Origin of the sequence: Paenibacillus sp. CF384, assembly GCF_900106745.1 — a bacterium.
Taxonomy (GTDB): Bacteria; Bacillota; Bacilli; order Paenibacillales; family Paenibacillaceae; genus Paenibacillus_Z.
Map to the genome: position 1 here is coordinate 19056 of NZ_FNNV01000013.1, position 24843 is coordinate 43898.

Below are 24843 nucleotides of genomic sequence, written 5' to 3' on the forward strand. Positions count from 1 at the left end.
GGATCTCTTTTGCCTTTTTTTGTGAAAATGGCCTTAAAAACGTCTGTTGGTGAAAGCGATTACAATTATTTAGGAGGTTTGAGCATGTCCGCATTGCAAGGAAATAAGAAGAAGCTGCTGCGAGCTGCAGGCTCCACGCTGCTGGCAATGACGATTATCGTCCCTTATCTCGCTCCTACCCAGAAGGTCCAAGCCGATGAGCTTGGTTATTATGTCGGCGGTGCCAACGCATCTGACAGCAATCCCGGAACATCCGCCGAGCCGTTCGCAACGATTCAGAAAGCAGCTAGTGTTGCCGCGGCAGGTGACACGGTATTGATCCGCAGCGGGACTTATCGGGAGACGGTTACGCCTGCCAATTCCGGAGCCGAAGGCAGTCCGATCGTGTATCAGCCTGATGGCGATGCGGTTGTAACGATTAGCGGTGCAGATGCTGCAGATGGAGGCTGGTCCGTCTATCAAGGCAACATCTATCAGAAGACGATCTCGCTTCCGGTAAACGGCTATAACGATCATATGACCACGAACGATACGCTGATGGCGAACCAAGTGTTCGTCGATGGCAAAATGATGATTGAAGCACGCTGGCCGAACTTGCCGAATTCTGATGATTTAATGAACCGTGCGGATTGGAGAGAAGCGAGCAACGGTACTTGGGCTACAGTAGGCGCCGGTATGTCAGTCGATGATGCTGCAATTCCGAATATCGAAGGCGGCTGGATTGGCGGACAAATGTGGATGACCGGCTGGTTTATTCCGTCGACCGCACAGATTACAGCCCAGACAGGTACGAAGCTGACACTTTCGAAGAACACGAGTGAAGCTTTCCGTGATTATTACTACCTCACGGGCAAACTAGGCGCGCTCGACAGTGCGAAGGAATGGTTCTATGACGGGACAAAGCTCTATCTGTGGGCTCCGGATGGAAACAGTCCGACGAACGTTGAAGTGAAGAAACGTAACTACGCGTTTGATTTGAATAGCAAATCCAATATCTCAATCAATAACATTCATGTGGAAGCAGCATCCCTGGTGACAAATGGCAGCAGCTCGAATATTACCATTGACGGGCTGAAGGCAAAATACATCAATCATAGCGTAACGCTTCCGGGTCCGGATTTGACCTACTCCCACATCGATGAAACGGGAATCCGGCTGATCGGCGAGGGAAGCAGCATCAAGAACAGTGTTATCGAGTACAGCTCGGGAGCGGGTATCGTACTTGGCGCGGGCAACAGCGCGACCAATAACTTGGTGCACGACATCGCATACGACGGAACCTATGCAAGTGGTATCGTACCGAAGCATGGTACCGGCAGCCAAACTATAACGCACAACACCATCTACAGAACAGGCCGTTCCAGCATTGATTTGTACAACAATCTGAATGTCGAGATCGGCTATAACGATATGTACGATTACGGCTTAGCCAATATGGACTTAGGTGCGGTGTACTCGTCCAGATCCTCCGATTTGACAGGAACACGCATTCATCACAACTGGATCCATGATAACAAAGCGCCTTATAATATCCCGGATACCGGCATTCAAACAGGTATCTACCTTGACCAAGGATCAGGTCCGGCACAAGCCGACCACAATGTGCTCTGGAATAATATGATTGACTATTACAACCAGCACGAATTTGGTGAAGGCAAGCCACTCAAAATTTTTAATACCTATAACAATACGTTCGGTTCAATGGCCACAGCGTCATACACCACTTACACAAGCCCGGCGATCGACGTGAATCAGAATAACATTCACCGTGATGCCATCCTTTCTGTCGATAATGCGATCAATACCATCAGACAAAAAACAGATCCTAAATTCGTCAATGAAGGCCACGGCGGGCTGAAATACCGCTTGAAAGCAGAATCTCCTGCGGTGGATCATGGCGGTATCGTTGCAGGAGTAACGGATGGATTTGTAGGTACGGCTCCAGATATCGGAGCGTACGAGTTAGGCGGCGATGAGTGGGTACCGGGTTATACGGCCGACGGTTATGTACCGGCTTATTACGCTACAGAACAACCGCTCGAACCAACACCTCAGCCTCCGACGCCTCCTCCTGTGCTTGGCATGGTCACGATTGATGATGCAGAGACAGGAACAGGTGAATTGAAATACGAATTTGTCGGTACTTGGAATTCAAGCGCAAATGACAAAGCTTATATGGAAACCGATCATTACAACAACAAAGCGGACGATTATTATCAAGTGAAGTTTACCGGAACGCATATCCGCGTGTACGGGGAGAAGAACAACGGTTTCGGTATTGCTGCCGTTTCTATCGATGGCGGACCGGAAACTTTGGTCGATACGTATAGTGCGACGCGGTCGGTTAATACATTGCTGTTTTCTAGCGAGATGCTTTCGCTCGGCAGCCATACGCTGAAAGTCCGACTGACCGGAGAGAAGAATGCGAGCTCCGGCGGAAATTGGGTAACTGCCGATCGCGTAGTCGTAACTACGGGAACGGTGACGGTGGATGATAATGAGACAGGTACAGGTCTTTATAAGTATGAGTTTGTAGGCGGATGGAACTTGAGCCCGAATGATCAAGCTTATATGCAGACCGATCATTTCAGCGGAACTACGAACGATTATTATCAAGTGAAATTCAACGGTACACAAATCCAAGTGTACGGGGAGAAGAACAGTTCTTTCAGTATCGCGGCATTCTCTATTGACGGCGGCGAAGAAACGCTGGTAGACAGCTACAGCGCTACAAGAATTGTAGATACGCTGCTTTACACCAGTGCGGAGCTGCCAAAAGGCGAGCATACCCTGAAGGTCAGATTAACCGGAACGAAGAACGTGAACTCGGGAGGTTACTGGCATACAGCGGATAAGGTTGTCGTTATTCTAGGTTCTGTTGATGCACAAACCACAACCGTTGACGATGATGACACTGGCACAGATGAGAATCAATATGAATTTGTCGGCTCTTGGAATGCCAGCGCGAACCTCGAAGCTTACCTCCAAACCGATCATTTCAGTGGAACCGCAAACGATTATTATCAAGTGAGATTCACAGGTACACAAATTGAAATGTATGGCGAGAAGAACAATGCCTTCGGTATTATCGCTGCTTCTATTGACGGCGGTCCTGAAGTGCTGATCGATCTCTACAATCCAACACGACTTGCCAATACACTGCTTTACACAAGCCATACACTGTCGAACGGCAGCCATAGTCTAAAAGTCAGAATTACCGGGCTTAAGAACACCATATCGAATGGAACGTATACAACAGCAGACCGCGTTGTTATTACAACCAGCGATACTGAGCCTGCGCAGACATTAACGTTTGACGATACGGATACAGGAACGGACGAGAATCAGTATGAGTTCGTTGGTACTTGGAATGCAAGCGCGAATGGTCAGGCTTACTTGGAAACCGATCATTTCAACGCGACAACGAATGACTACTATCAATTTAAATTTACGGGGACGCAAGTGAAGGTATACGGGGAGAAGAATGATGCCTTCGGTATCATTGCAGTTTCCGTGGACGGCGGACTCGAAACGCTCGTTGACTTGTATAATGTTTCACGAAATGCCAATACGTTGCTGTATACAAGCCCGGGCTTACCGCTTGAGCAGCATACGGTGAAAGTGAGAATTACCGGGAAGAAGAATGAGAACTCTGGTGGCACCTATACGACCGCAGACCGAGTAGTCATTACGACCAGCGGAGCGATTGATGAGCCAACGCCTACAACAGTACCTGCGCCGGAAGATCCGACGGATCCAACAGACCCGACAGATCCGCCGGTACCGACTCCTGAATCGGCTCCGGACCCAGGTGTGATCTATGAAGCGGAGACGGCTGCACTTGTGGGCGGAACTGCTCTAGCCACTAATCATATCGATTATACGGGAACGGGCTTCGTAGATAGCTTTAACGGCCAAGGAGCGGCAGTAACCTTCACCGTGAATACCTTTGCGACCGTAACGAAGGATGTTACGCTTCGTTATGCCAACGGAGATTCCGACATTCGGTCCCTCAGCGTTTATCTCAATGGCGTCAAAATCAAACAAACGAGCTTGATGGGTACCGGCGGCTGGGATAGCTGGGGTTACAAGTCGGAGCAGTTGGTTCTGCAAGCCGGAGTAAATACGATTACGTACAAGTATGATGCAGGCGATACAGGTGCAGTAAATGTCGATAACATCAGTATTCCGCTCGATGCGAATCAGGAACATGCACCGGGTATGAAGTATGAGGCTGAGTTGGCTACACTTACCGGTAATGTCAAAGAAAACACGGATCATGCCGGGTATTCCGGAACCGGATTTGTGGACAGCATCCACGGCGACGGCCCTTCAATCGGCTTTGCCGTCCATACAGCTGCTGCAGGCAGCAAAGATGTGACGATCCGTTATGCAGACGGCGATGATGATCGCACTTTATCCATCTACGTAAACGGAACGAAGCTTAAGCAGGTTCATTTCTCGGGCACAGGCAACTGGGACACTTGGGGCAACAGAACGGTGAAGCTGACTCTTGCTGAAGGCGATAATACGATCGTCATTAAGAAAGACGAAGGCGACACGGGACTAATCAACATCGACTACATCAGCATTGCGGGAGAAGAAGTTGTTGAGCCGGAACCTGCAATTCCGTTTGTAATCGTAAACGGCAGCCTAATAGGTAAGAAAGGTTTTACGGCAGCAGTGACCGTGAAACCGGTTGGACAGCATGCTGGTAATGAAATTATCGTATTTGAGTTGACGAAGAAGAACGGCAAGAAAACGATAAAAACCGTAGCAAAAGATATTATAACTGAACAGCAAGTGTCAGTAGTTTTCAACGAGAATGGGCAGCATTACACAGTGAAAGTGTATGTGAAAGGTGAAGACGGAACATTGCTTTCGGAAGCGTCCGTATTTGCGCAGAATGAATAACGAAATTATTAAGTTTGCATAACAGGTTTTACCGGGAGGGCTTTAGTCGTATTTGTAAGACTTTTGCCCTCCCGTCATTATAGTTGAATCCACCTGAAGGGGGTGAATAATGAACCAGCTTTTTATGAGATTCCAGAGTTTGTAAGCGCTTCCGTGCACTGCATTTGAGAGAGTTCGGTAATGTGGTAGTTTTACAATGAAAGGCCAAGTGAAGCAAACCATCATTCGAGGGGGATTATGAACGTATGAACTTTTCAATGAAAAGCAGCAGCTTTCTTCGCAAAATGGTCTTATTGGCAATGACTGCAACACTCAGCATTCCTTTTATTTCATCTCCGCAGCAAGTAGAAGCGGCAGGAGCTACCTTTTACGTAGGTGGAACCGGCGCTTCGGACAGCAATCCGGGCTCGTCCTCGCAACCTTTTGCGACCATTCAGAAAGCATCGACCGTTGCGACAGCCGGTGACACCGTTAAGATTCGTACCGGTATCTATCGCGAGACGATCACGCCGACGAATTCCGGTTCGGCCGGTAATCCGATTATTTATGAGCCGGATAGCGGCGCAGATGTTACGGTAAGCGGTGCCGACACGGCAGATGGCGGCTGGTCGGTACACAGCGGCAGCATTTACAAGAAAACCATTACGATGACTAACGGCTACAATGCCAATATGACGAACAACACAACACTACTGGCTAACCAAGTGTTCGTGAACGGGCAAATGATGATCGAAGCCCGCTGGCCAAACCTGCCGGACTCGAATGATCTGTTTAACCGTAATGATTTCCGCAACGGCACACTCGGTACATGGTCGACAACAGGGGCGCAAACGGTTAATGACTCCGGCATTCCGAGCATCAGCGGCGGCTGGGTAGGCGGCACGATCTGGGTGAACGGATGGTTTATCTCGCAAACCCGCAGCATCACGGCGCAATCGGGAACACAGTTAACCTTGTCCGGCGGCATTATCGGCGGGGATGACAGACTACGGAAGTTCTACTATTTAACGGGACGTCTTGGTGCACTTGACGTTGCGAAGGAATTCTTCTATGACGGCTCGCAGCTCTATCTGTATGCGCCGGGTGGAGGAAGTCCGACGAACGTCGAAGTGAAGAAACGTAACTACGCGTTTGACCTTAGCGGCAGGTCTTATATTACAATCCGGAATTTGAAGCTGTTCGCGGCTTCCATTACGTCCAATACGAGCAGCACGAACATTACGCTTGACGGACTGAATGCAAAGTATATCAATCATGGCGTTACGATTACGGATTCGGACCTCACATACACGCATACGGGTCAAGTCGTGACAGGAGTAGGTACGGGCATTCGCTTGATGGGTGCGAACAGCATTATTCAGAACAGTGAAATTGCGTACAGCTCCAGCGTAGGTGTTGCGCTTGGCTCGAACACGACGGCGAATAACAATAAGATCCACGATATTGACTATGAGGGTACTTATGCAAGTGCAGTCATGCCTGTAGATGGAACGAATGGTCAAACCATTACGAACAATACCATCTATCGCACAGGCCGTGCGAGCATCGACTTCATGAACAGCCAGAACGTTAATGTCGGCTACAACGACATGTATAACTTCGGTATGCTGAACATGGATATGGGAGCGATCTATTCTTCTAGAGATTATGTAACGGATGGCTTGCGCATCCACCACAACTGGATCCATGATTCCTCGGCCATTTCGTCGGGAGAAGGCATCCAAGTCGGTATTTATTTTGACCAAGGCTCAGGTCTGGCTCAGATCGATCATAACGTGCTATGGAATAACGTCGTTGCGGACATTTATATTCAGCATACTTCCTCCGCCGATGTTCAGAAGATATTCAACAACACCTTGGCAACGTCAGGATACGCGTCCTATGTGACCTATTCAAACGAAGCAACGGATAATATGAAAAATAATATTTTCCGCGACGAAGTCATTAACTATAATCCATCGACGACGTCTATCTTCCAAACGACGAATCCGCTGTTTGTCGGAAGCGGGACCGGCGGATTGCAATACCGTATCACGACTTCATCCCCGGCCAAAGACGCTGGAGCGGTCATCTCCGGCGTAACAGACGGTTATGTAGGCACTGCACCGGACATTGGGGCTTATGAGTTCGGCGGCACGGATTGGGTTCCGGGTTATGTCGCTCCGGTTTCAACCGTGGCAACGCCGACGTTCAGTCCTGCAGCAGGAACGTACACTTCCGCACAGTCGGTTACGATCTCTAGCTCGACTTCCGGCGCAGATATCCGGTACACAACCGATGGCAGCACGCCGACAGCTTCTTCGACACTGTATACAGGTGCTGTCAACGTCTCGTCATCGCAGACATTGAAGGCGATTGGCATCAAGTCGGGCATGACGAATTCAGCAGTTGCTTCCGCTGCTTATACGATTAACCTGCCGGGAACGACAACTGTGAATGACACGGTAACAGGTACGGGGCAGAACCAATTCGAGTATGTCGGATCGTGGGGCTCTGGCGCGAGTACAGGAGCGTACATGAATGATGAGCACTACTCGGGGAACACGAACGACTACTATCAATTCGATTTCACAGGAACCAAGGTCGAAGTATATGCTCAGAAATATAGTTCGTCCGGTATTGCCGCCGTTTCGATTGACGGCGGAGCGGAAACGAATATCGACCTCTACAATCCTACGCTGCTTCTGAATACGCTTATTTACACAAGTCCAACACTGACGAGCGGCACGCATACCGTGAAGCTTCGCGTAACGGGCACGAAGAATGCCAGCTCGTCGAGCTACTGGCTTGTTGCGGACCGCATTGTCGTGACAGCTTCAGCATCACCTGCGGCTACGCCGACTTTTGGTCTTGCAGCAGGCACGTATAGCGGTACGCAATCGGTCTCACTCTCAACTGCAACCTCCGGCGCCGATATTCGCTACACGACAAACGGCAGCACGCCGACAGCTTCTTCTACGCTCTACACCGGTCCGGTCAGCGTGTCGTCCAGCATGACGCTGAAGGCGATTGCCATCAAGTCCGGTATGTCGGACTCGTCCGTAGCAAGCGCCGCATATACGATCACGACGACGGTCAATGATTTCACAACAGGTACGGGCCAGAACCAATTCGAGTATGTCGGCTCATGGGGTTCCGGTGCAAGCACTGGCGCTTACTTGGACGATGAGCATTACTCCGGCAATACGAACGATTACTATCAAGTGGATTTCACAGGAACGAAGGTAGAAGTGTACGGCCAGAAATACAACTCTTCGGGTATTGCGGCGATTTCCATCGACGGCGGCACTGAAACGACGGTGGATCTCTACAATGCGACGCTGCTCAAAAATACGTTGATCTACACGAGTCCAACACTCTCGAGCGGCAGCCATACCGTTAAGATTCGCGTGACGGGAACGAAGAACGCAAGCTCTTCCTTCACGTGGGTAGTAGCGGACAGAGTGCTTATTACGAACTGATTATTCTTCATCGAACAGCCAGCCGCGTTGATGCGGTTGGCTGTTTTTTTGTTTTTTCACATTTCCAGATTGCAGCATAAGTCAGCCGTATATTCACTATTTTCCTTGATAGCGCTTGCACTAGAATAGAGTTGGCGACAAGGAGCACTTGTAAGTAAGCGGGTAATAGTGAAGAGGAGGTGACGAGCTTGAACCGCAAGGTGGACACGAGAGTATGGGAATGCGCAGAGCTGGTTTTCAAAGCGGGAGAAACCTATGATAATCCCTTTCTGGAAGTAGAGCTGCATGCTGAGTTTATTGGTCCTGATGGACAGTTGCTGATGATTCCCGGCTTCTGGGACGGGGGCAATTTGTGGAAGGTCCGTTTTGCTCCGGTTACTGCTGGAGAATGGCATTATACAACGATTTGCTCCGATCAAGCGGATGCCGGGCTTCACGGCCATACAGGCCTCGTTACGGCCTCCGAATGGCAAGAAGAGGAGCTTCAGCATAATCCGAATCGAAGGGGCTTCGTGCGCATCCATGCATCGGGCAGATGGTTCGAGTATGGGGATGGAACGCCGTTCTATTGGATAGGCGATACATTATGGTCCGCGCATACGATGCGCTGCGACTTGAAGAAAGCGCTTCCGACTTACTTGGAAGATCGCAGACAGAAAGGCTTCAATGTCATTCAATTGGTTGTCGGCCATCCGACGGCAGACCAATTCGGCGAAGAAACAAGCAGCTACGTCAGATATGAGCCGGAGTATTTCCTTAATGAAGGCGGAGCGCCTTATCTGGAGAGATATACGCTCATCAATCCGGCTTATTTCAGCCATTTGGATTTACGCATTCGCCTCATGCTCAACATGGGCTTCGTGCCTTGTCTAATGGCGATGTGGGGTCAGGATTTGCAAGGCATTAAAGTGGAAGGCGGCAAGCGATATCTCCGCTATCTGGTTGCTCGTTATGCTGCATACAACGTGATGTGGTCCCCGGCAGGCGAGTATCTGTTCACGGATGATGTGGAAGGCTGGCGAGAGCTGGGAGAAGAAATTCACCGCTGCGATCCATACGGGCATCCGACCTCGGTTCATTCCGTCGCCCCGCACAGCGGCAGTCGACATTATCATGCGGAAGATTGGTATGATTTCAACCTTATTCAAGTGGGGCATGTGCTCGGATTTAAAAATTTCATGGAGATGCTGCCTTATCACGATTATCAGATGCAGCCGCCAAAACCTTCGATAATGAGCGAATCCTGGTATGAGAATCATCCTAACTGTGTGCTGGATGACGGGATTCGCATGAACGATAAACATATCCGGTTCGCCACTTACGTTCCGCTGCTTCAGGGTTGTATCGGGCAGACGTATGGTGCACATGGGATTTGGTCCTTATATAACGGGGAGCAGAAGGATCGATGGACGGATCAAATGAGACCGGATTTATGGTGGGACGATCTGAATTTGCCAGGATCCGGACAGATGAAACATGTGCGGGACCTCATGGAAACGGTGCAGTGGTGGGAGCTTGAGCCCCATCCGGAGTGGGCGAGTACGGTGGCGGAGAGCAATGTGTATTGTGCTGCCATTCTGAGACAGCAATACATCATCTATTGCACAGGCGGTCAAGCTCCGGTACCTGTTCTAGTGATGATCATGGGGGCAAAGAAAGACGGCGAAACCTACGCGGGGCAGTGGATGAATCCACGTACGGGAGAATGGCATGCCGTTGAGGCCGCGGACTTCCAGTATCACGGCTACGGCAGCGGAATGATGTGGCGAACGTTCACGCCGGATCAAGAGGATTGGATTCTCAGCATAAGACGAGTAAAAGAGGAGAACTGACAAGATGAAGAGTTATAGCGTAGACAGAGGCGTAATCGAAAGCAAGAAAGGCATCCCGGAAGCGCCGAGATGGTTCTCGGACAGCCGGATGAATTTTCAAATCGATGAGAATGCCGTCACTCAGGTGAATTATCATAATCCGCTTGCCATCCGCGGATGCAACACGATATTTCTGCAGCGGTTATGGGATGGGTTTAGACATTTCGTTGAGCTTGACGGCGTGACACATAAGCTCCCCTATACAAATTCAAAACTATGGCCATTTGGCGTCGAATCTGAGTGTGAAGTTAATGGCGTGAAGCTTCAACATCGGATTATGGCCGTGGAAGAGTCCATCGTTTTTCAAGTGACTACGCCTGCGGAGCTGCCGGTTTCTATGCGATACAAGATGGAGTTCTACAAGGATTTTGCCTTAATTCCGGCTGATTCGCAGGATTTCCGGTTCAGCGCGGGCGGCACAAGCCGTGTGTGGCAGGAATGGTCTTATGATGAAGCAGCCAGTTTGCTGCACGGTTCCTTCCTCGAAATACAGAAGGAGCGGGAAGCGGGCCATCCCGATGATATCAATATTAATAATCCGGATGTGAGTAAATATGACCGTGAGGAGCCGGTTCCGCTATTTGTAAGCATTGGTGCGGATTTTTCGATTGGCTATTCGAAACGACCGCTCAACTCGAAGTACATTCTTACTGGCAGCGAACCTTTGGAACCGAGCCGGACCTATAGCTTTATCATAAGTTTTGATTGTGAGAAGGAAGCGCTGCTGAATAAAATTTATGAGCTATCCGACGGCATTGAAGAAGCCGTATCGAAGCAATTTGCGCGTTATGAACGTATTCGGGAGCGTTCTCCGATTCTTAACAGTCCCTATGAAACCTTAAATGACTTCATGAGTCTGATTCCGCTGTATCACGAATCTTGCAAAGTTACGGATGTTCCCGGGGCCATCAAAGCTAAGAACAAACAGTACTGGGTATGGGGCTGGGACGGCATTACGAGCAATTATTCGTCGCTCTATTGGGGCGATCAATCGTTTATCGGCGACATGCTTCGTTTCTACGAGGAGACGGCAGATGCGGAGTGGGGCATTGCGCACAGCTACCGCCACGATATGACTTTGAATAGCGTCAGCGCCCTTCCGGCGCAGAGCATGTATATATCGCTGCTGCAGCAGTATTATGCGACAACGGGCAATAAGCAAGAGGTGCTGGACCGCTATGATTTTGTCAAACGGATCTTCAACCTGATTCTGACGCGGGAAGTGCAAGGAACGGGCTTTTGCGAAGGGGCTTCACTATTCCCGGATTTTCCGGCGTTCATGCATGAAACGGGTACGAGCGATATTAGCAGCCTGAACAATACAATCTTCTATTGCGCGGCTCGTTCGATGGAATATCTGGCTGAGCTTGTAGGTGATCAGGAGAGCAAAGAGCGTGCGAAAGCCGTCTTTACCGGAATTGAGAAGAACTTTCTTCCGCTGTTCTATGACGAAGAGAAACAATTCGTTGTCAGCTCTATCGATTCGGTTACGCTGCAGAAGCGCAATTCGTATAACGCCAATGCAGTCAAATGGGAGAGCCATTATTTAAGTGATTTGATGGACGAGGTAAATGCGGGAGCCCTCGAATTCTTCGCGAACCATATCGTCTGCAAAGCGGGATTGCGTGAAATTCCGGTCTGGTCGGATGCCTTTGATATGGATGCTAACCAGCTGCACTGCTGGTGGCCGGTGACCGGTGAGTACTTCATGCAGTTGATCAACGACGGCAATCGCCCTGATCTGATTGAACAATGGATTGGTTGGGTGAGCTATTGGACCGGGAAGCTGACTTGTCCGGAAGGGATCTCTTGTTATATCGATACGGCTGAGCCGGACGTGGACCGTTGGAATACGGAGAATGGTACCTGGCATGCCTATTCCATGCGAGGCTGGTATCAAGCGGCTATTCATGGCGTGGTGGGCGTTTCCATGGAAGCGGGAGGCTTAACCTTCCATCCGTATGCCGGGGAAGAGATGACGCTGGAAGGGTTCTACTATGGTGAACAACGACTAGATATCGCGATGACCGGCTCGGGTCCGTACGTGGGGTCGATTGAAGTGGACGGTAATGTGCTGGAAGCGACTAATAAGCTGCCTGTGGATGCTGTGGGAGCTGGGCAGAATGCGGCTTCGAAGATCTCGGTGCGACGCGTTCAATCGAACCCTTACCCCGTGGCCATTCAAAAAGCATTCGGCATCGAGCTGTCAGATTACTCTTATGTGGACGGCATCATTCGCGCGCAGATGCAAGGTGCGGGAACGAGCCGATTGAAGCTGATCGCTCAGCGTGAACCTGTCGTCACAATCGGCGGCAGAAGCGTGAACGTACAGTATGATGCCGCAGCGGGCAAGGCTATTGTGGAAGTGGATTTGAAAGTCGGGCAAAGTGAAGAACTGGTTATTCAGTAAACCGAGTGTTCAGCGCTGTTAGGTGAAGAGTAGCTCCAGGAGCAACACATTCGCCGAAAAGCAGCGGAGTGGGCTGAAGAGTAGCTCCAAGAGCAACACATTCGCTTAAAAGCAGCGGAGTAGGCTGAAGAGTAGCTCTGGGAGCAACACATTCGCCGAAAAGCAGCGGAGTGGGCTGAAGAGTAGCTCCGGGAGCAACACATTCGCTGAAGAGCAGCGGAGTGGGCTGAAGAGTAGCTCCGGGAACAACACATTCGCCGAAAAGCAGCGGAGTGGGCTGAAGAGTAGCTCCGGGAGCAACACATTCGCCGAAGAGTGCATGGTAACGAAAGCAGCAAATACCGTGCAAGAAGCTAACCCAGAGGTCTACATGGCAGCGAAAGCAGCGAATATCGTGCAAGAAGCTAACCCAGAGGTCTACATGGTGGAGAAAGCAGCGAAAATCGAGCAAGAAGCTGACCCAGAGGTCTACATGCTAGCGAAAGCAGCGAATATCGCGCAAGAGGAGATGTACGCCAGTGGCAATTAAGGGGTATTTGCAAGTAGCGGCTAATCAGCGAAGCTTCCAAGACGGGGAGGGGAAGCCGGTTTTCTGGCTGGGGGATACGGCTTGGGCTTGCCCGGGCCGAGCAACCTGGGAGGAATGGGTGGACTATGTGGATGCCAGATCGGCGCAAGGTTTTAACGTGATACAGCTCAATTCGCTGCCCCAGCATGATGCGTATCAGCCGATTTTTCGAGAAGGCCGCCACCCATTTGCTCTCATAAATAAGGAAAGCGCGGATGGCCGGATCTTCAACTGGGATTATGATGCTATTCAAGATGATTATTTTGACAGGCTGAAGAAAATGATCGCGTATGCCAACGGCAAAGGGATGGTAATCGCGCTGGTCGTGCTGTGGTTCGAGCATGTCCCGAATTCACGGCTTGATGTGATCCCCGTTCATCCAGGAATGACGGTGCAGCAGGCGATTCGCTACGGAACTTTTCTGGTAGAGAAGCTGGAAGAGTTGAATATCGTATGGGTCGTAAGCGGTGACGATGAATTCAAGGGAGAGGGAGTCGCAGCCTTCTACAACGAAGTCGGCATGGCCATGAAGGAAGCCGAGCCGTATGGACGACTGATCACGACCCACCCGGTGCATAAATCCGGCGATACGTACCATCATGCGAGCTGGCTCGATTTCAATATGGTGCAGAGCGGGCATGGGCTGAATCAGGACTATAATCTGGGCCTGATCCGTGAGGAATGGGATAAACAGCCGCCTAAGCCGGTGCTTAATGCCGAGCCCTGTTACGAGCATCATCCCATGATCGGACGTGAAAGGCGCTTCGACCGATATGGGGTTCGGCGCGCTGGCTGGCGAAGCGTCCTGGAGGGATCGTTAACAGGCATTACTTATGGTGCCTATTGGATTTGGAACTGGGCGAAAAGCGGGGAAGCACCACTTAACGGAACCCCCTCACCATACAGCTGGAGAGATGCGATGGAGCTGCCCGGTGCCTCGGATCTGGTTCGTATGATGCAGCTGCTGACAACATTGCCATGGTTCGACCTTAGGCCGGCATCCGAGCGGTTACGCAGTACGCAATCGTGTACCGTATCGGTGGCATGTACGGAAGCAGGCAGTCTGCTGCTGGTTTATTTGCCGGAGAAATGCGAGATTCGTCTGGATGTAAGCGGGCTCGCGGTGGAAGGGAAATCGGCAGTCTGGTGGAGTCCGGAGAGCGGAGAACGAATAGCGACGACAGCGGGTCATCAAGGCAGCAATGAATTTACAGGCAGTTCACCTTTTGACAAGGATGGGCTGTTAATCATTAGTTAACGCGGGAGCAGCAAACGCTGCAGGAGAGAAGGGGAATTTCACATGTACTCAGCACCGATTATGTTATTGCTGGATACCAGCATGACAATGGATCATCAACGCATTCGGGAGGCCGTTTCTGATATACACGAGAAGGGCTTCGATACGGTTTGTGTGGAGTTTCGCAACAATATCTATGATGAATATGATGTGCAGGGCAAAGCGGCGGTTCAAGTAGTTTCAGAAGAATGCACGAGTCTGGGCATACAATTTCTGATGATTATGCCGATGCTCGGTCCGAACATCGTCAAGGAGCATCCGGAAGCACGCCAATCTTGGGCAGTCGAGCACACCGGTCATGTCATTAATAATCGGTTTTCCATAGCCATTAAACGCGTGCATAATGTCGGATTCGTGAGTACCGATCCCAGAGTCCGAGGGGTTACCAAAGCATTTCGCATCATCAGAGATGACAGCCGGCGCATCGTCGAAGCCGTCGACATTACGGACCAAATGACATTCGCCATCGACATGAACATCGAGACGACACTCTCAGGTACCTGTGAGCAGGACGGAGAAATTCTCGTATACGCGAGGTATGATACGGATTATATGGATTTTGCATATAGCGGGATGCACAAATCGGTAGACTCGTTCTTGGAGCAGTATGAAGGCTTGCCGCAGGACGGTTATGCCATCGATGAATTCGGAGCGGGCAGCAGATCGAGCGAGGATGTATATTTTGTCGGGGGTCATTTTCTTGCCGCGTTTGAAGCGAAGTACGGCTATGATTTGCTGGACCGGATCTACCTGCTGAAGAATGAAGCGATCGATGCTAATGCAGGTAAAGTACGATACGACTACTATCAACTGACGATCGACCTCACGTACGGCTTGCAAAAATATGTAAAAGATCGCTACACGGAGCGTTTCGGAAACAACCTGTTCGGCGGCTTCCACAGCACATGGTGGGGAGAAGGCAACTCAGGGGATTTATGGGCTGGAAATATCGACTATTTCAGGCTGACGGACAATTTGAGCGGCGGGTTTGTTGATGCGCAATTTGATGCCGAGCGAACGATGGTATCGATGACGATGTTAGCCGAGTCATTAGCAAAATATTCGTCGAGCGGCAATGCCTACAATATGTGCTGGGATCGAAACACGACGAAGGAGAAACTGGACTATTACCAGCGCCTGCTGGCTGTGCGCAATGTGAGATGGGTCGGTCATGCGTACGGATACGTCGGTCCTTATGGCCCGGGATATCCCGATCACAGTACTTGGGAGGATACGAAGCTTTGTCTGGAGCGGCAGAAAACCTTCCAGCAGTTTATTGGAAAGGCTGTCAGCAGACCGAAACTTGCGATGATGTATGTCTGGGAATCCGTTGCGTTCTTCAACAATGAGTATATGCATTACCACAGGCTCAGCATGAAGGCAGTTCTCGATAAAATGATGCAAGAACATTATGAAATTGATTTGATTCCCACAAGCGAAGCCGATTTGGAGCGGTATGATACCTTAATCGTGTTATGGCCGACCATGATGCCGGAGGCTGCTTGGGAGTCGATTCAAGGTTATGCCGCAACGGGCAGAAGAGTGATCTTCATCGGTCCGCCGGCGCAGTGTACAGTGGAAGGCCGCGACATTCGCAGCGAATTCGAGCAGTTAACCGGCGCTCGGAGCGGGAGCCCATTCGATGGCAAGCTCTATAACGGCGATTATGAATACGTTGAGTGGGATATTTGGTTCGCCAAAACCAAGATCGACATGAAAGTCTTCCCGCTAATGCCGTTAGATGGCGAAACGACGCTGGTTCACGAAGGTGACATCATAGGAGTCAGCAAGTTGAATGTGGAATACTTCTCGTTTGAGATGCCGCTCACGTCGTATTTTGAAACGTTGTTGGCTACGCTTACGCATGCACGTGAGCTGGATCTCCCACCGGATACAATCAGCAAAGTATCTTATGATGGCGACAATGCTGTCCTGTCGATAACCGGACGATGGGGAGCTCGAATTAACTGCAGCTTTACCTTTAAAGGGAATATGATTGCAATTGCAGATGGCGTCCTCGTTGGCATTCGATTGGAAGGGAACCGTGTAGTGGAGATCATTAGCGATGCGGATTGTACAATTGAAGTGAATGGAAGCAAGCGGGAATATGTGACGATTGGATAGAGAATCGAGCGGTGAGGCCAGGCATTATAAAAAAATGTTTGGCCTCACCATTTATCCTATTTACAAACCGATGGTCGGTTTATATAATAAGAGCAACAGCCAACAAAATTGAAATGCACACACCAACATGGAGGTATCCAATATGAAGCAAGAGGAACGCAGGGAGCAAACCATACGCTTATTGCTGGAGGCGACTAAATCCCTTGTTCGAGAGAAAGGCTGCTCATCGTTAACGTTGAAGGACATCATGGAGCGGTCGGGGCTTTCAAAGGGGGCTATCTTTCATTATGTGAAGAGCAAGGATGAATTGTTTGCCTGGGTGCTGCTGGAGCGGCTTGAGGAAACGAACAACCGATTTATGAGCGAGGTGGGCAGACAAGGCGGCGAGTTTGAAGGTCCGATGGGGAGTATAGCCAGTCGCTTGAACAGCTTGGAAGAATCGGATGACGTTACAAACAAAGTATTTGTTTATTTGCTCGGTAAGGAGGAGGAACCGGCTGTAGCCGAGGCGCTGAATCAATTCTATGAACGATCTGTTCAGCTGTCTCGCAGCTGGATTACCGCCGGTCAACAGCATGGCGTCATCCCGGCAGCAGTCGATGCGGAACATACGGCAGAGCTGTTCGTCTTGATCTCGTTTGGACTGCGAGTCCGCTCTTCATTCTCCATCGTGAGCGGTCATTTCAATGCCGCACAATTCGTTCAGTTTATTACCGGCTTGCTTAAACCTACTAATTAATAACGAGGAGGAATGTGTATTATGGCACCTTTTATCGTATTGGCGGGTTCGTGGTTATTGTTTCGTTGCCTGGGATGGGCAGGCTTGTCCTACTTTGACGGCTGGCAGACGCCGCTTCAAGCAGCGGTTGCCCTTATGCTGCTGCTGACTGCATCCGCTCACTGGGGGAGCAGGTGGCCGGATCTGATTCGGATGGTTCCGCCGTCGTTCCCGAAACGAGAATGGCTCGTCACTGCAACCGGATGGCTGGAGCTTGCAGGAGCGGCAGCTATTCTCATTCCGCTTCTCGCTCCTGCCGCATCCGTCTGCTTGGCGCTCCTCTTCGCGGCAATGTTCCCGGCGAATGTACGCGCGGCGCGGGAGAAGCTTACGATTGGCGGCAGACCCGTGCCGGGACTGGCGCTGCGGACGCTGCTCCAGCTTATTTTTATCGCGGCCGTTCTGCTTGCCTCGCCGATTGTACAGTTCTAATTAATATTGATTCCAGCCATTTCCGATGACGGAGCGCTTAGGACCGTTATAGCCGGTTACGGGTACAGGAATACTAGGTGCCGCCGCTGCTATTCCCTGCACCATTTGTCCAGTTTTGTTGCAATCAGCCGGCGGTCCAATAAGTACGGTTTGCGTAATTGGCGCCAGCGTTTCCTTCACCATGGCTTCGTTGAGACAATAGGTATGTGCGAGCACATTCGCCGGAGTCAGTCTCAGCAGATCGGATCCCCCAATGAACTGAGGTACCGGTGCGTCGAATATGGCTAATACATGGGTATTATCCATCGTTGCAACTTCGTAATGCCACCATCCCTGCGGAACGTTGACCACCTGTCCCGGTTGGCTGATAGGGAAGTTGAGCAGCTCATTCGTGAAAGGATTGATTAACGAGACAACCATCGCACCGGAGATGAGGTAAACGAGTTCTGCCGCATTCTGATGATAGTGGGGCTCGACGACATTTCCTTTGCTCATGAAGATGTCCAGAAGCGATACATCGACGAGCGTATTCAACTGTTGATTGGATAACGTATTAATGTAGTTGCGGCCATCTTTTCTAAACGTGGTATTGTTATTGAGATTATAAGTGAATTGGACAGACGGGGATGTGTAGTCCATGTATGAAACCGTCATAGCTCTCCCTGCTTTCTTATCGTTAATAGGCATTTGGCATGGGATATGTTATGACGGCAGCGGCAAGAAGGTGTTTCCTTTCTAAAGAATGCATCGTCTTCAAAGTGCTCGAACACGCCTTCTGGGGCGTATTTTTTTGCGTAAAAGGTGAACTCGTTGTATGGTAAGTAGATGTTATAGAAGCAGGAAGGTGTAAGAGAATGTGGAGTGCGCTGCTGACGGCGCTGATCGGAGGATTGGCATTTAAGCTGATGCATGCCCCGATTCCGTGGCTGCTTGGACCGATGATTGCGGTGTTGCTTGGAACTAATCTGTTAGGCAGAACCTATAAATGGCCGATGCAAGCACGAAACGCCGGCATGATCATCGTTGGGTATACGATCGGTCTGTCGATGACAGCGGAAGCACTGAGAGAGATGTCCTATCAACTGCCGTCCATGACGCTGATGATCGTGTTATTATTGCTCTTCTGTACGGGAATGGCTTATCTCGTCTCGAAACTATCGCATACGGATTTCAAGACGGCGCTGCTAGGCAGCGTGCCGGGCGGGTTAACACAGGTCCTTGCGCTTGCGGAAGAGACAGAAGGGGTTAATCTGACGGTCGTAACCGTGACACAAGTCATCCGGCTGATGATGATTATTATATGCGTGCCTCTTCTCATCTTTAATCCGTTCTTCGGCCAAGCACACACGGATGGAGCGGCGGCAGCATCGCAGTCTATAGCAGCCGCCGCTGCTGCTGATTGGAGCGGATTGTTTCCGAACATTCTCCTCTTCGCTCCGGTAAGTGTGGCTTGCGCTGTACTTGGCAATAAGGTGAATTTTCCTACCGCCTATTTGCTCGGACCGGCTCTTGGAACGGCGATCCTACAGCTCAGTGGATTTCAGGGTCCGGCGCTGCCTTCACTCCTCATTGATGCCGCTCAGTTCATGATCGGAACTTATGTAGGGCTTCTCCTGAAACCGCAGCAGCTGCCGAATAAGCTTCGGACGATTTCGCTGGCGATTGGAAGCGGGCTGCTGCTGATTCTCGGCGCCTCTGCATTCGGATTCGTACTGACGAAGCTTCATCCGATTTCCATGCCCACAGCACTGCTTAGTCTCGCACCGGGAGGCATGGATCAGATGGGCATCATCGCGCATGAAATTCAAGCGGATCTGTCGATCGTGGCGGGCTATCAGCTGTTTCGCACCTTTTTTATTTTCTTCGCCGTTCCGCCGTTGCTTCGGATGTTGTTCAATTACAGCTTAAAGAAGCGAAAGAAGCTGAAAGAAGAATTATAGTCAGTTTAACCATGACGTTTCGCAGGCGGCACGAGCCTTACTTCGGGTAATAAGTGAAGCCCGGGAATTTGACGACAGCTTGCTCTTCCTTGCGCAGCGCGTCCAGCACCGTAGGACCGACATTCAGATTGCTCCCAACAAGGCTTCGAGGCGTAAGTGCCATCCATTGATTAAGCGAAATATCTTCGAACCGATCGCTCTTGAAGATCTCAAGAAACCAGAGGGAGTTACTTCCAGTATTCTGAATGTAATGGCCGTTCGCGAAAGGAACATAACCAACATCGCCGGCTCTGTAATCAAAGGTCCGCGCCGTGCCATTCCCGGCAAATACCGTCATTCTCCCTTGACCTGTCAAATAATACTGCCACTCATCATTGTTGGGATGCCAGTGCAGCTCCCGCATGCCGCCTGGTTCGATTTCGACAAGTGCCGCAGCTACGGTTCGTGATATCGGGAAGTTGGTGGAGTCCACGATTCTGACATTGCCACCTGATGATTTGACCGGCGTCTGGGCGAGCAAGCTGTGCTTGAAGGTTAGCGGCACGGTGCCGTAAGGGGATTGAACTTCCGTTTCCGCAATCGACCCTGGAATATTGCTTTGATAGATATAAACCTGCTCGTTCGGAATGGCGTCAAATGCACTTTGCGGTACGCCGAAGTTGGCGGACAACACGTCTTTGGGCGTATGGGCGAACCAGTCGGAGATGGACAAGGTATTCAAATCAGAGAATGCTCCATCATCGAAGACGAGCAGAAATTCGCAGCCTTCCTCTAAGCCTTGGATGGAATGAGGCAGCCCCGCCGGAAAATACCACAGGTCTCCCGGACCGACATCAGCAATGAAATTCCGCCCCTGCCAGTCCATGGACGTAATGCGCGCGCAGCCTCGTATCATATAGGACCATTCCGCTTGTTGATGCCAATGCAGCTCGCGAACGCCTCCCGGTGTCAGGCTCATGTTCACGCCGGCAAGCGTTGTTGCAATCGGCAGATCCCGCACGGTAATTTCACGCGACCAGCCGCCGTGATTGAGCTGCATATGCGTATCGGAGAACGACATTTTCAAATTCGGCACTAAGCCTGCATCCGTTGCAGGAGGTACAAACATATCCGGATTCTCCATATCTCTCATAATATCGCGCGGCCCTAAATCAAGACCGCCTGCGCCATCGCTTCTGATCGGCTGCGGAATAACAAAAGGCTTCCTATCGTCCGGGGTAGGATTTGTCATGAACGCGATTCCTCCTATGCTTTATCCTGAGTACATCCCCTATAAGTATGAGCGACAGCCTGGCAAGAAGACCACATACAATCCCATCTATGACAATAGCTAAAGTGAATCCCGTTCGATAATAGAGTAAGCTACATTCGTACGCTGCGGAATGTCACGGCCTTGGATGCTGGCAATTAATTGTTCAGCGGCGATGCGCCCGATTTCGTCGACGTGAAAATCAATCGTAGTCAGCGCAGGATCTACATAATGAAGAATATCGATATTATCAAAGCCCATGATGCCTGCCTGCTCCGGTACCCGGATATGATTCGCCTTCAGAAACCGCATCATGTCGAGGGCGTAGATATCGCTGCTACAGAGAATCGCAGGCTTCTCATCAGATTCAGCTATAAGCTGCAGCATGCTCTCCATGTAATCGTGGTCCGTAATGACGGTATAACGGATATCCGGCAGCTCGGCACAAGCTTCGAGAAAGCCTTGATGACGCTGCTCCGGCACGTAGATATTGCTCTTGCCCTTGTAACGCAGCGGTGGACTTACGTACAGAATTCGCTTATAGCCTTTAGAGCCGATATGATGAACGGCTGTCTTCATCGCTTGTTTGTCATCGATCCAGACGAATGGCACCTTAGCCGATACCCGATTGGCGAACGTGACGATCGGAACGCCGGATTGCTTCAAGAACGTATTGAACGTCGTGCCCATATTAACGGGTGACAGCGCAATGCCATCGACCTTGCGGTCCAGTAAATTGTTGATATATTCCATTTCCAGCGCTTTGTCCTTGTTGGTTAGCACGAGGTAGACGAAATAACCGTGTCTTCTTGCTTCCGCTTCGAAGGAGTGGAACAGCTGCGAGAAGATGCGGTTATATACGTCGAAGAGCACGACGCCAAGCGTCTTCGTTTCTCCTTTGACCAAGCTTTGAGCCAGAAAATGAGGTCGGTACCCCAGTTCACCGGCAACCTTCATAATCTTCTCGCGAGTAGCTTCATTAATGCCGGGACGGTTATTAAGCGCACGATCGACCGTACCCCGAGTTACTCCGCATAGCTCCGCGATTTGTTTGCTTGTCACTTTCATCAGCTTCCGGCAGCTCCCGACTTTGGATTCATAGTTTTGCGATAATCGTAGTATAGAATGAGGGCTCCGGTCAATCCGTTCATGTGCACGGTACACGAAAATTTAAGTTTTAACTCACCTATAATAGCGTTTACAAAAATATACATGGCTGATACAATTAGAATCGTTCACGTGCACGGTAATACCGTGCATGCCAAATTAATAGGCAATTCCATCTTACGAACATCACAGCATTCATAGCGGAACCATAAACGAGCCTACAAGGAGCGATCGACAAATGGTTTATTCGAAAGCGCAATTATTCGATTCATCAGGGCAGCGCACGTACTCGGAGGAAGCGAAGGAAGCGGCTTTTCTGCTGGGCGGCATCGGTACGGGGAATATCTCGATCGGCAGCCGCGGCGAATTTAGAGATTGGGAGATCTTCAATCGCCCGGGCAAAGGCGATCTGCTGCCAAACACGTATTTCTCCATCTGGGCGAAGCAAGAAGGTGAAGCACCAGTCGCGAAAGTGCTAGAGTCGAGACTGCCGCTGCCTCACAGCCGTTCGCACGGTTATCATCCGATTACAGGTGCCGGACTGCCTCGTCTTGAGAAATCAACGATGCGCGGCGAGTATCCGCTCGTTTGGGTAGATTTTGAAGATAAAGAGCTGCCTGTACAAGTTTCGCTTGAAGCGTTCACGCCGTTTATTCCGCTGAATACGAACGATTCCAGCATTCCAGGCGCGTATATGACGTACACGGTGACCAATACATCGGATCGAACAGTTGATGTTACGATTGCAGGCTCGATGATGAATCCAATTGGCGGTATTAATTATGACTCATTCGGTAACTTGGATGTACGGAACACCGGCGGGAATTTCAACGAGTTCCGTGAAGATAATGGATTCACCGGCTTGAACTTCACATCGCATGCATTCGGTGAAGGGGAGCTAAACTACGGCAGCCTGTCACTGGTGACGACGAATCCGAAGGTCACTCATAAACGTGCATGGTTTCGCGGAGGCTGGTACGATTTTCTGCAGGAGTTCTGGGATGACTTTGTCCAAGACGGTCTGCTGAACGATCTTGGCTACGATACGCCTTCCGAGAAGAACCGGACGGATACCGGCTCCCTCGGCGTTTGCGAGACGTTGGCGCCTGGCGAGACGAAGACGTTCGCATTCGTGCTGGCATGGCATTTTCCAAACCGCGTCAACGGCTGGAATGATCATATCTGCGTGAAGGAAGAAGGACGGCAAATTACGCAGAACTACTACGCCGGCTTATTCGATAGCGCTTGGTCTGCAGCTTCATACCTGGTGAGCAATCAAGCCCGGTTGACGCAAGAAACGAAGCTGTTCCACAGTGCGCTATTCGAATCCACGCTGCCATCGCATGTTCTGGATGCCCTATCGAGCAATATCACGGTGCTTCGCAGTCCGACCTGCTTCCGGCATATTGACGGGCGGTTCTTCGGCTACGAGGGTTGTTTCGATCATCAAGGCTGCTGCGACGGAAGCTGCACGCATGTATGGAACTACGCGCAGACGCTTGCGTTCCTCTTCCCAGAGCTTGAGCAGAGCATGCGTAGAACAGAGTTTCTGACCGAAGTCGAAGAAGATGGCAAAATGAATTTCCGTGCATTCAAAATGTTCCAGTCCGAGTGGACATGGCAAGGAACTTCTGCACCTGCCGCAGCGGATGGCCAGATGGGTACGATCATGCGCGCCTATCGCGAATGGAAGCTGACAGGCGACGATGATTTCCTTCGCGAGCTGTGGCCATCGATTCAGAAGACGTTGAATTATGCGCCGCTGCACTGGGATACGGATGGCGACCTGGTGTTCGATGGCGTGCAGCACAACACCTATGATATCGAATTTTATGGACCGAACCCGCTCACAGGCGTGTTCTTCTTAGGCGCACTTCGCGCAGGGGCAGAAATGGCTGCTTATCTCGGCGAAGAGGAAACGGCGAAGAAGTATGCGGCTGCCTTCGAAACGAGCTCCAAGCGACTGGATGAGCTGACTTGGAACGGCGAGTACTATGTGCAGCGACTGGAAGACGTGGATGCCCATAAGTATCAACATGGGATCGGTTGTTTGTCGGATCAACTGCTCGGCCAGCAGCTGGCACATCTGTACGGGCTAGGTTATTTGCTGCCGAAGGAACGCGTGCAAAGCGCGATTCATGCGGTGTTCAAGCATAATTTCAAAGAGGATTTCTACAACCATGTCAACTGCCAGCGGACGTACACGCTCAATGACGAGAAGGGCTTAGTGCTGTGCTCGTGGCCGGAAGGCGGCCGTCCGAAGCTGCCATTCGTGTATTCCGATGAGGTGTGGACCGGTATCGAGTACCACGTGGCTACGCATTTGATCTATGAAGGCTTTATTGAAGAGGGACTTACGATTGTAAAAGCGGTTCGCGACCGTCAAGACGGATTCCGCCGCAGCCCTTGGAATGAGGTCGAGTGCGGCCATCATTATGCAAGGTCGATGTCCAGCTGGGGACTTCTGATCGCGCTAAGCGGCTTCGAATTCGATATGGCTCGCGGCGAAATGAAGTTTGCGCCGGTTATTAATGAAGCGGATTATACCGGCTTCTGGAGCACCGGCCGTGCGTGGGGAACGTACAGCCAGAAGCGAATAGATGGCGAGTATGAGATCGACGTGAAGGTGCTGTATGGCGATGCTTCCGGCGTGAACGTTTCTGCAGGCGGCAAAGAGTTTACCTTATAGGAA

At 50.7% G+C, this 24843-nt stretch carries 14 protein-coding genes; 11 read left to right on the plus strand and 3 right to left on the minus strand.

Going from position 1 to position 24843, the window contains the following annotated elements; genetic code table 11:
* The first annotated feature begins 84 nt into the window (after positions 1-84).
* The 9 genes from BLW29_RS20030 to BLW29_RS20070 all read left to right on the plus strand — a co-directional run bounded on the left by BLW29_RS20030 (position 85) and on the right by BLW29_RS20070 (position 17855).
* Positions 85-4914 (plus strand): CBM35 domain-containing protein, encoded by a 4830-nt coding sequence (locus BLW29_RS20030; protein WP_177186724.1) that lies wholly within the window; start codon positions 85-87, stop codon positions 4912-4914.
* A gap of 245 nt (positions 4915-5159) precedes the next feature.
* A complete protein-coding gene (locus BLW29_RS20035) occupies positions 5160-8375 on the plus strand; it encodes a chitobiase/beta-hexosaminidase C-terminal domain-containing protein (protein WP_090982868.1) in 3216 nt (1071 codons plus the stop codon).
* 188 nt (positions 8376-8563) lie between these two features.
* A complete protein-coding gene (locus BLW29_RS20040; protein ID WP_177186725.1) occupies positions 8564-10207 on the plus strand; it encodes a glycoside hydrolase family 140 protein in 1644 nt (547 codons plus the stop codon).
* 4 nt (positions 10208-10211) lie between these two features.
* On the plus strand, positions 10212-12656 hold the full coding sequence (locus tag BLW29_RS20045; RefSeq protein WP_090982871.1) for a glucosidase family protein: 2445 nt from the start codon (positions 10212-10214) through the stop codon (positions 12654-12656).
* A 319-nt stretch (positions 12657-12975) separates the two neighbouring features.
* The gene (locus BLW29_RS20050; RefSeq protein WP_090982873.1) at positions 12976-13185 is read left to right on the plus strand and encodes a hypothetical protein; all 210 of its coding nucleotides are present in this window, start codon (positions 12976-12978) and stop codon (positions 13183-13185) included.
* Positions 13175-14482, plus strand: coding sequence for a glycoside hydrolase family 140 protein (locus BLW29_RS20055; RefSeq protein ID WP_143044437.1), 1308 nt, complete (start codon positions 13175-13177; stop codon positions 14480-14482). The genes BLW29_RS20050 and BLW29_RS20055 overlap by 11 nt, the downstream gene beginning before the upstream one ends.
* A gap of 42 nt (positions 14483-14524) precedes the next feature.
* Positions 14525-16645 (plus strand): hypothetical protein, encoded by a 2121-nt coding sequence (locus BLW29_RS20060; protein WP_090982876.1) that lies wholly within the window; start codon positions 14525-14527, stop codon positions 16643-16645.
* Between the two features lie 142 nt (positions 16646-16787).
* Positions 16788-17384 (plus strand): TetR/AcrR family transcriptional regulator, encoded by a 597-nt coding sequence (locus tag BLW29_RS20065; protein WP_090982878.1) that lies wholly within the window; start codon positions 16788-16790, stop codon positions 17382-17384.
* Positions 17385-17405: 21 nt separating this feature from the next.
* Positions 17406-17855, plus strand: a complete 450-nt coding sequence (locus BLW29_RS20070) for a DoxX family protein (protein ID WP_090982880.1) — start codon at positions 17406-17408, stop codon at positions 17853-17855.
* On the opposite strand, the gene BLW29_RS20075 is transcribed toward BLW29_RS20070, so the two are convergent.
* A complete protein-coding gene (locus BLW29_RS20075; RefSeq protein WP_090982882.1) occupies positions 17856-18509 on the minus strand; it encodes a cupin domain-containing protein in 654 nt (217 codons plus the stop codon).
* A gap of 200 nt (positions 18510-18709) precedes the next feature.
* Here BLW29_RS20075 and BLW29_RS20080 point away from each other — a divergent pair, with 200 nt between their 5' ends.
* The gene (locus tag BLW29_RS20080; protein WP_090982884.1) at positions 18710-19795 is read left to right on the plus strand and encodes an AbrB family transcriptional regulator; all 1086 of its coding nucleotides are present in this window, start codon (positions 18710-18712) and stop codon (positions 19793-19795) included.
* Between the two features lie 37 nt (positions 19796-19832).
* On the opposite strand, the gene BLW29_RS20085 is transcribed toward BLW29_RS20080, so the two are convergent.
* Complete coding sequence (locus BLW29_RS20085; RefSeq protein WP_090982886.1) at positions 19833-21026, minus strand: oxalate decarboxylase family bicupin; 1194 nt, start codon at positions 21024-21026, stop codon at positions 19833-19835.
* 99 nt (positions 21027-21125) lie between these two features.
* Positions 21126-22112 (minus strand): LacI family DNA-binding transcriptional regulator, encoded by a 987-nt coding sequence (locus BLW29_RS20090; protein ID WP_090982888.1) that lies wholly within the window; start codon positions 22110-22112, stop codon positions 21126-21128.
* A gap of 277 nt (positions 22113-22389) precedes the next feature.
* Between BLW29_RS20090 and BLW29_RS20095 the strand changes: the two genes are divergently transcribed.
* The gene (locus BLW29_RS20095; RefSeq protein WP_090982890.1) at positions 22390-24840 is read left to right on the plus strand and encodes a GH116 family glycosyl-hydrolase; all 2451 of its coding nucleotides are present in this window, start codon (positions 22390-22392) and stop codon (positions 24838-24840) included.
* Positions 24841-24843: the final 3 nt, after the last annotated feature.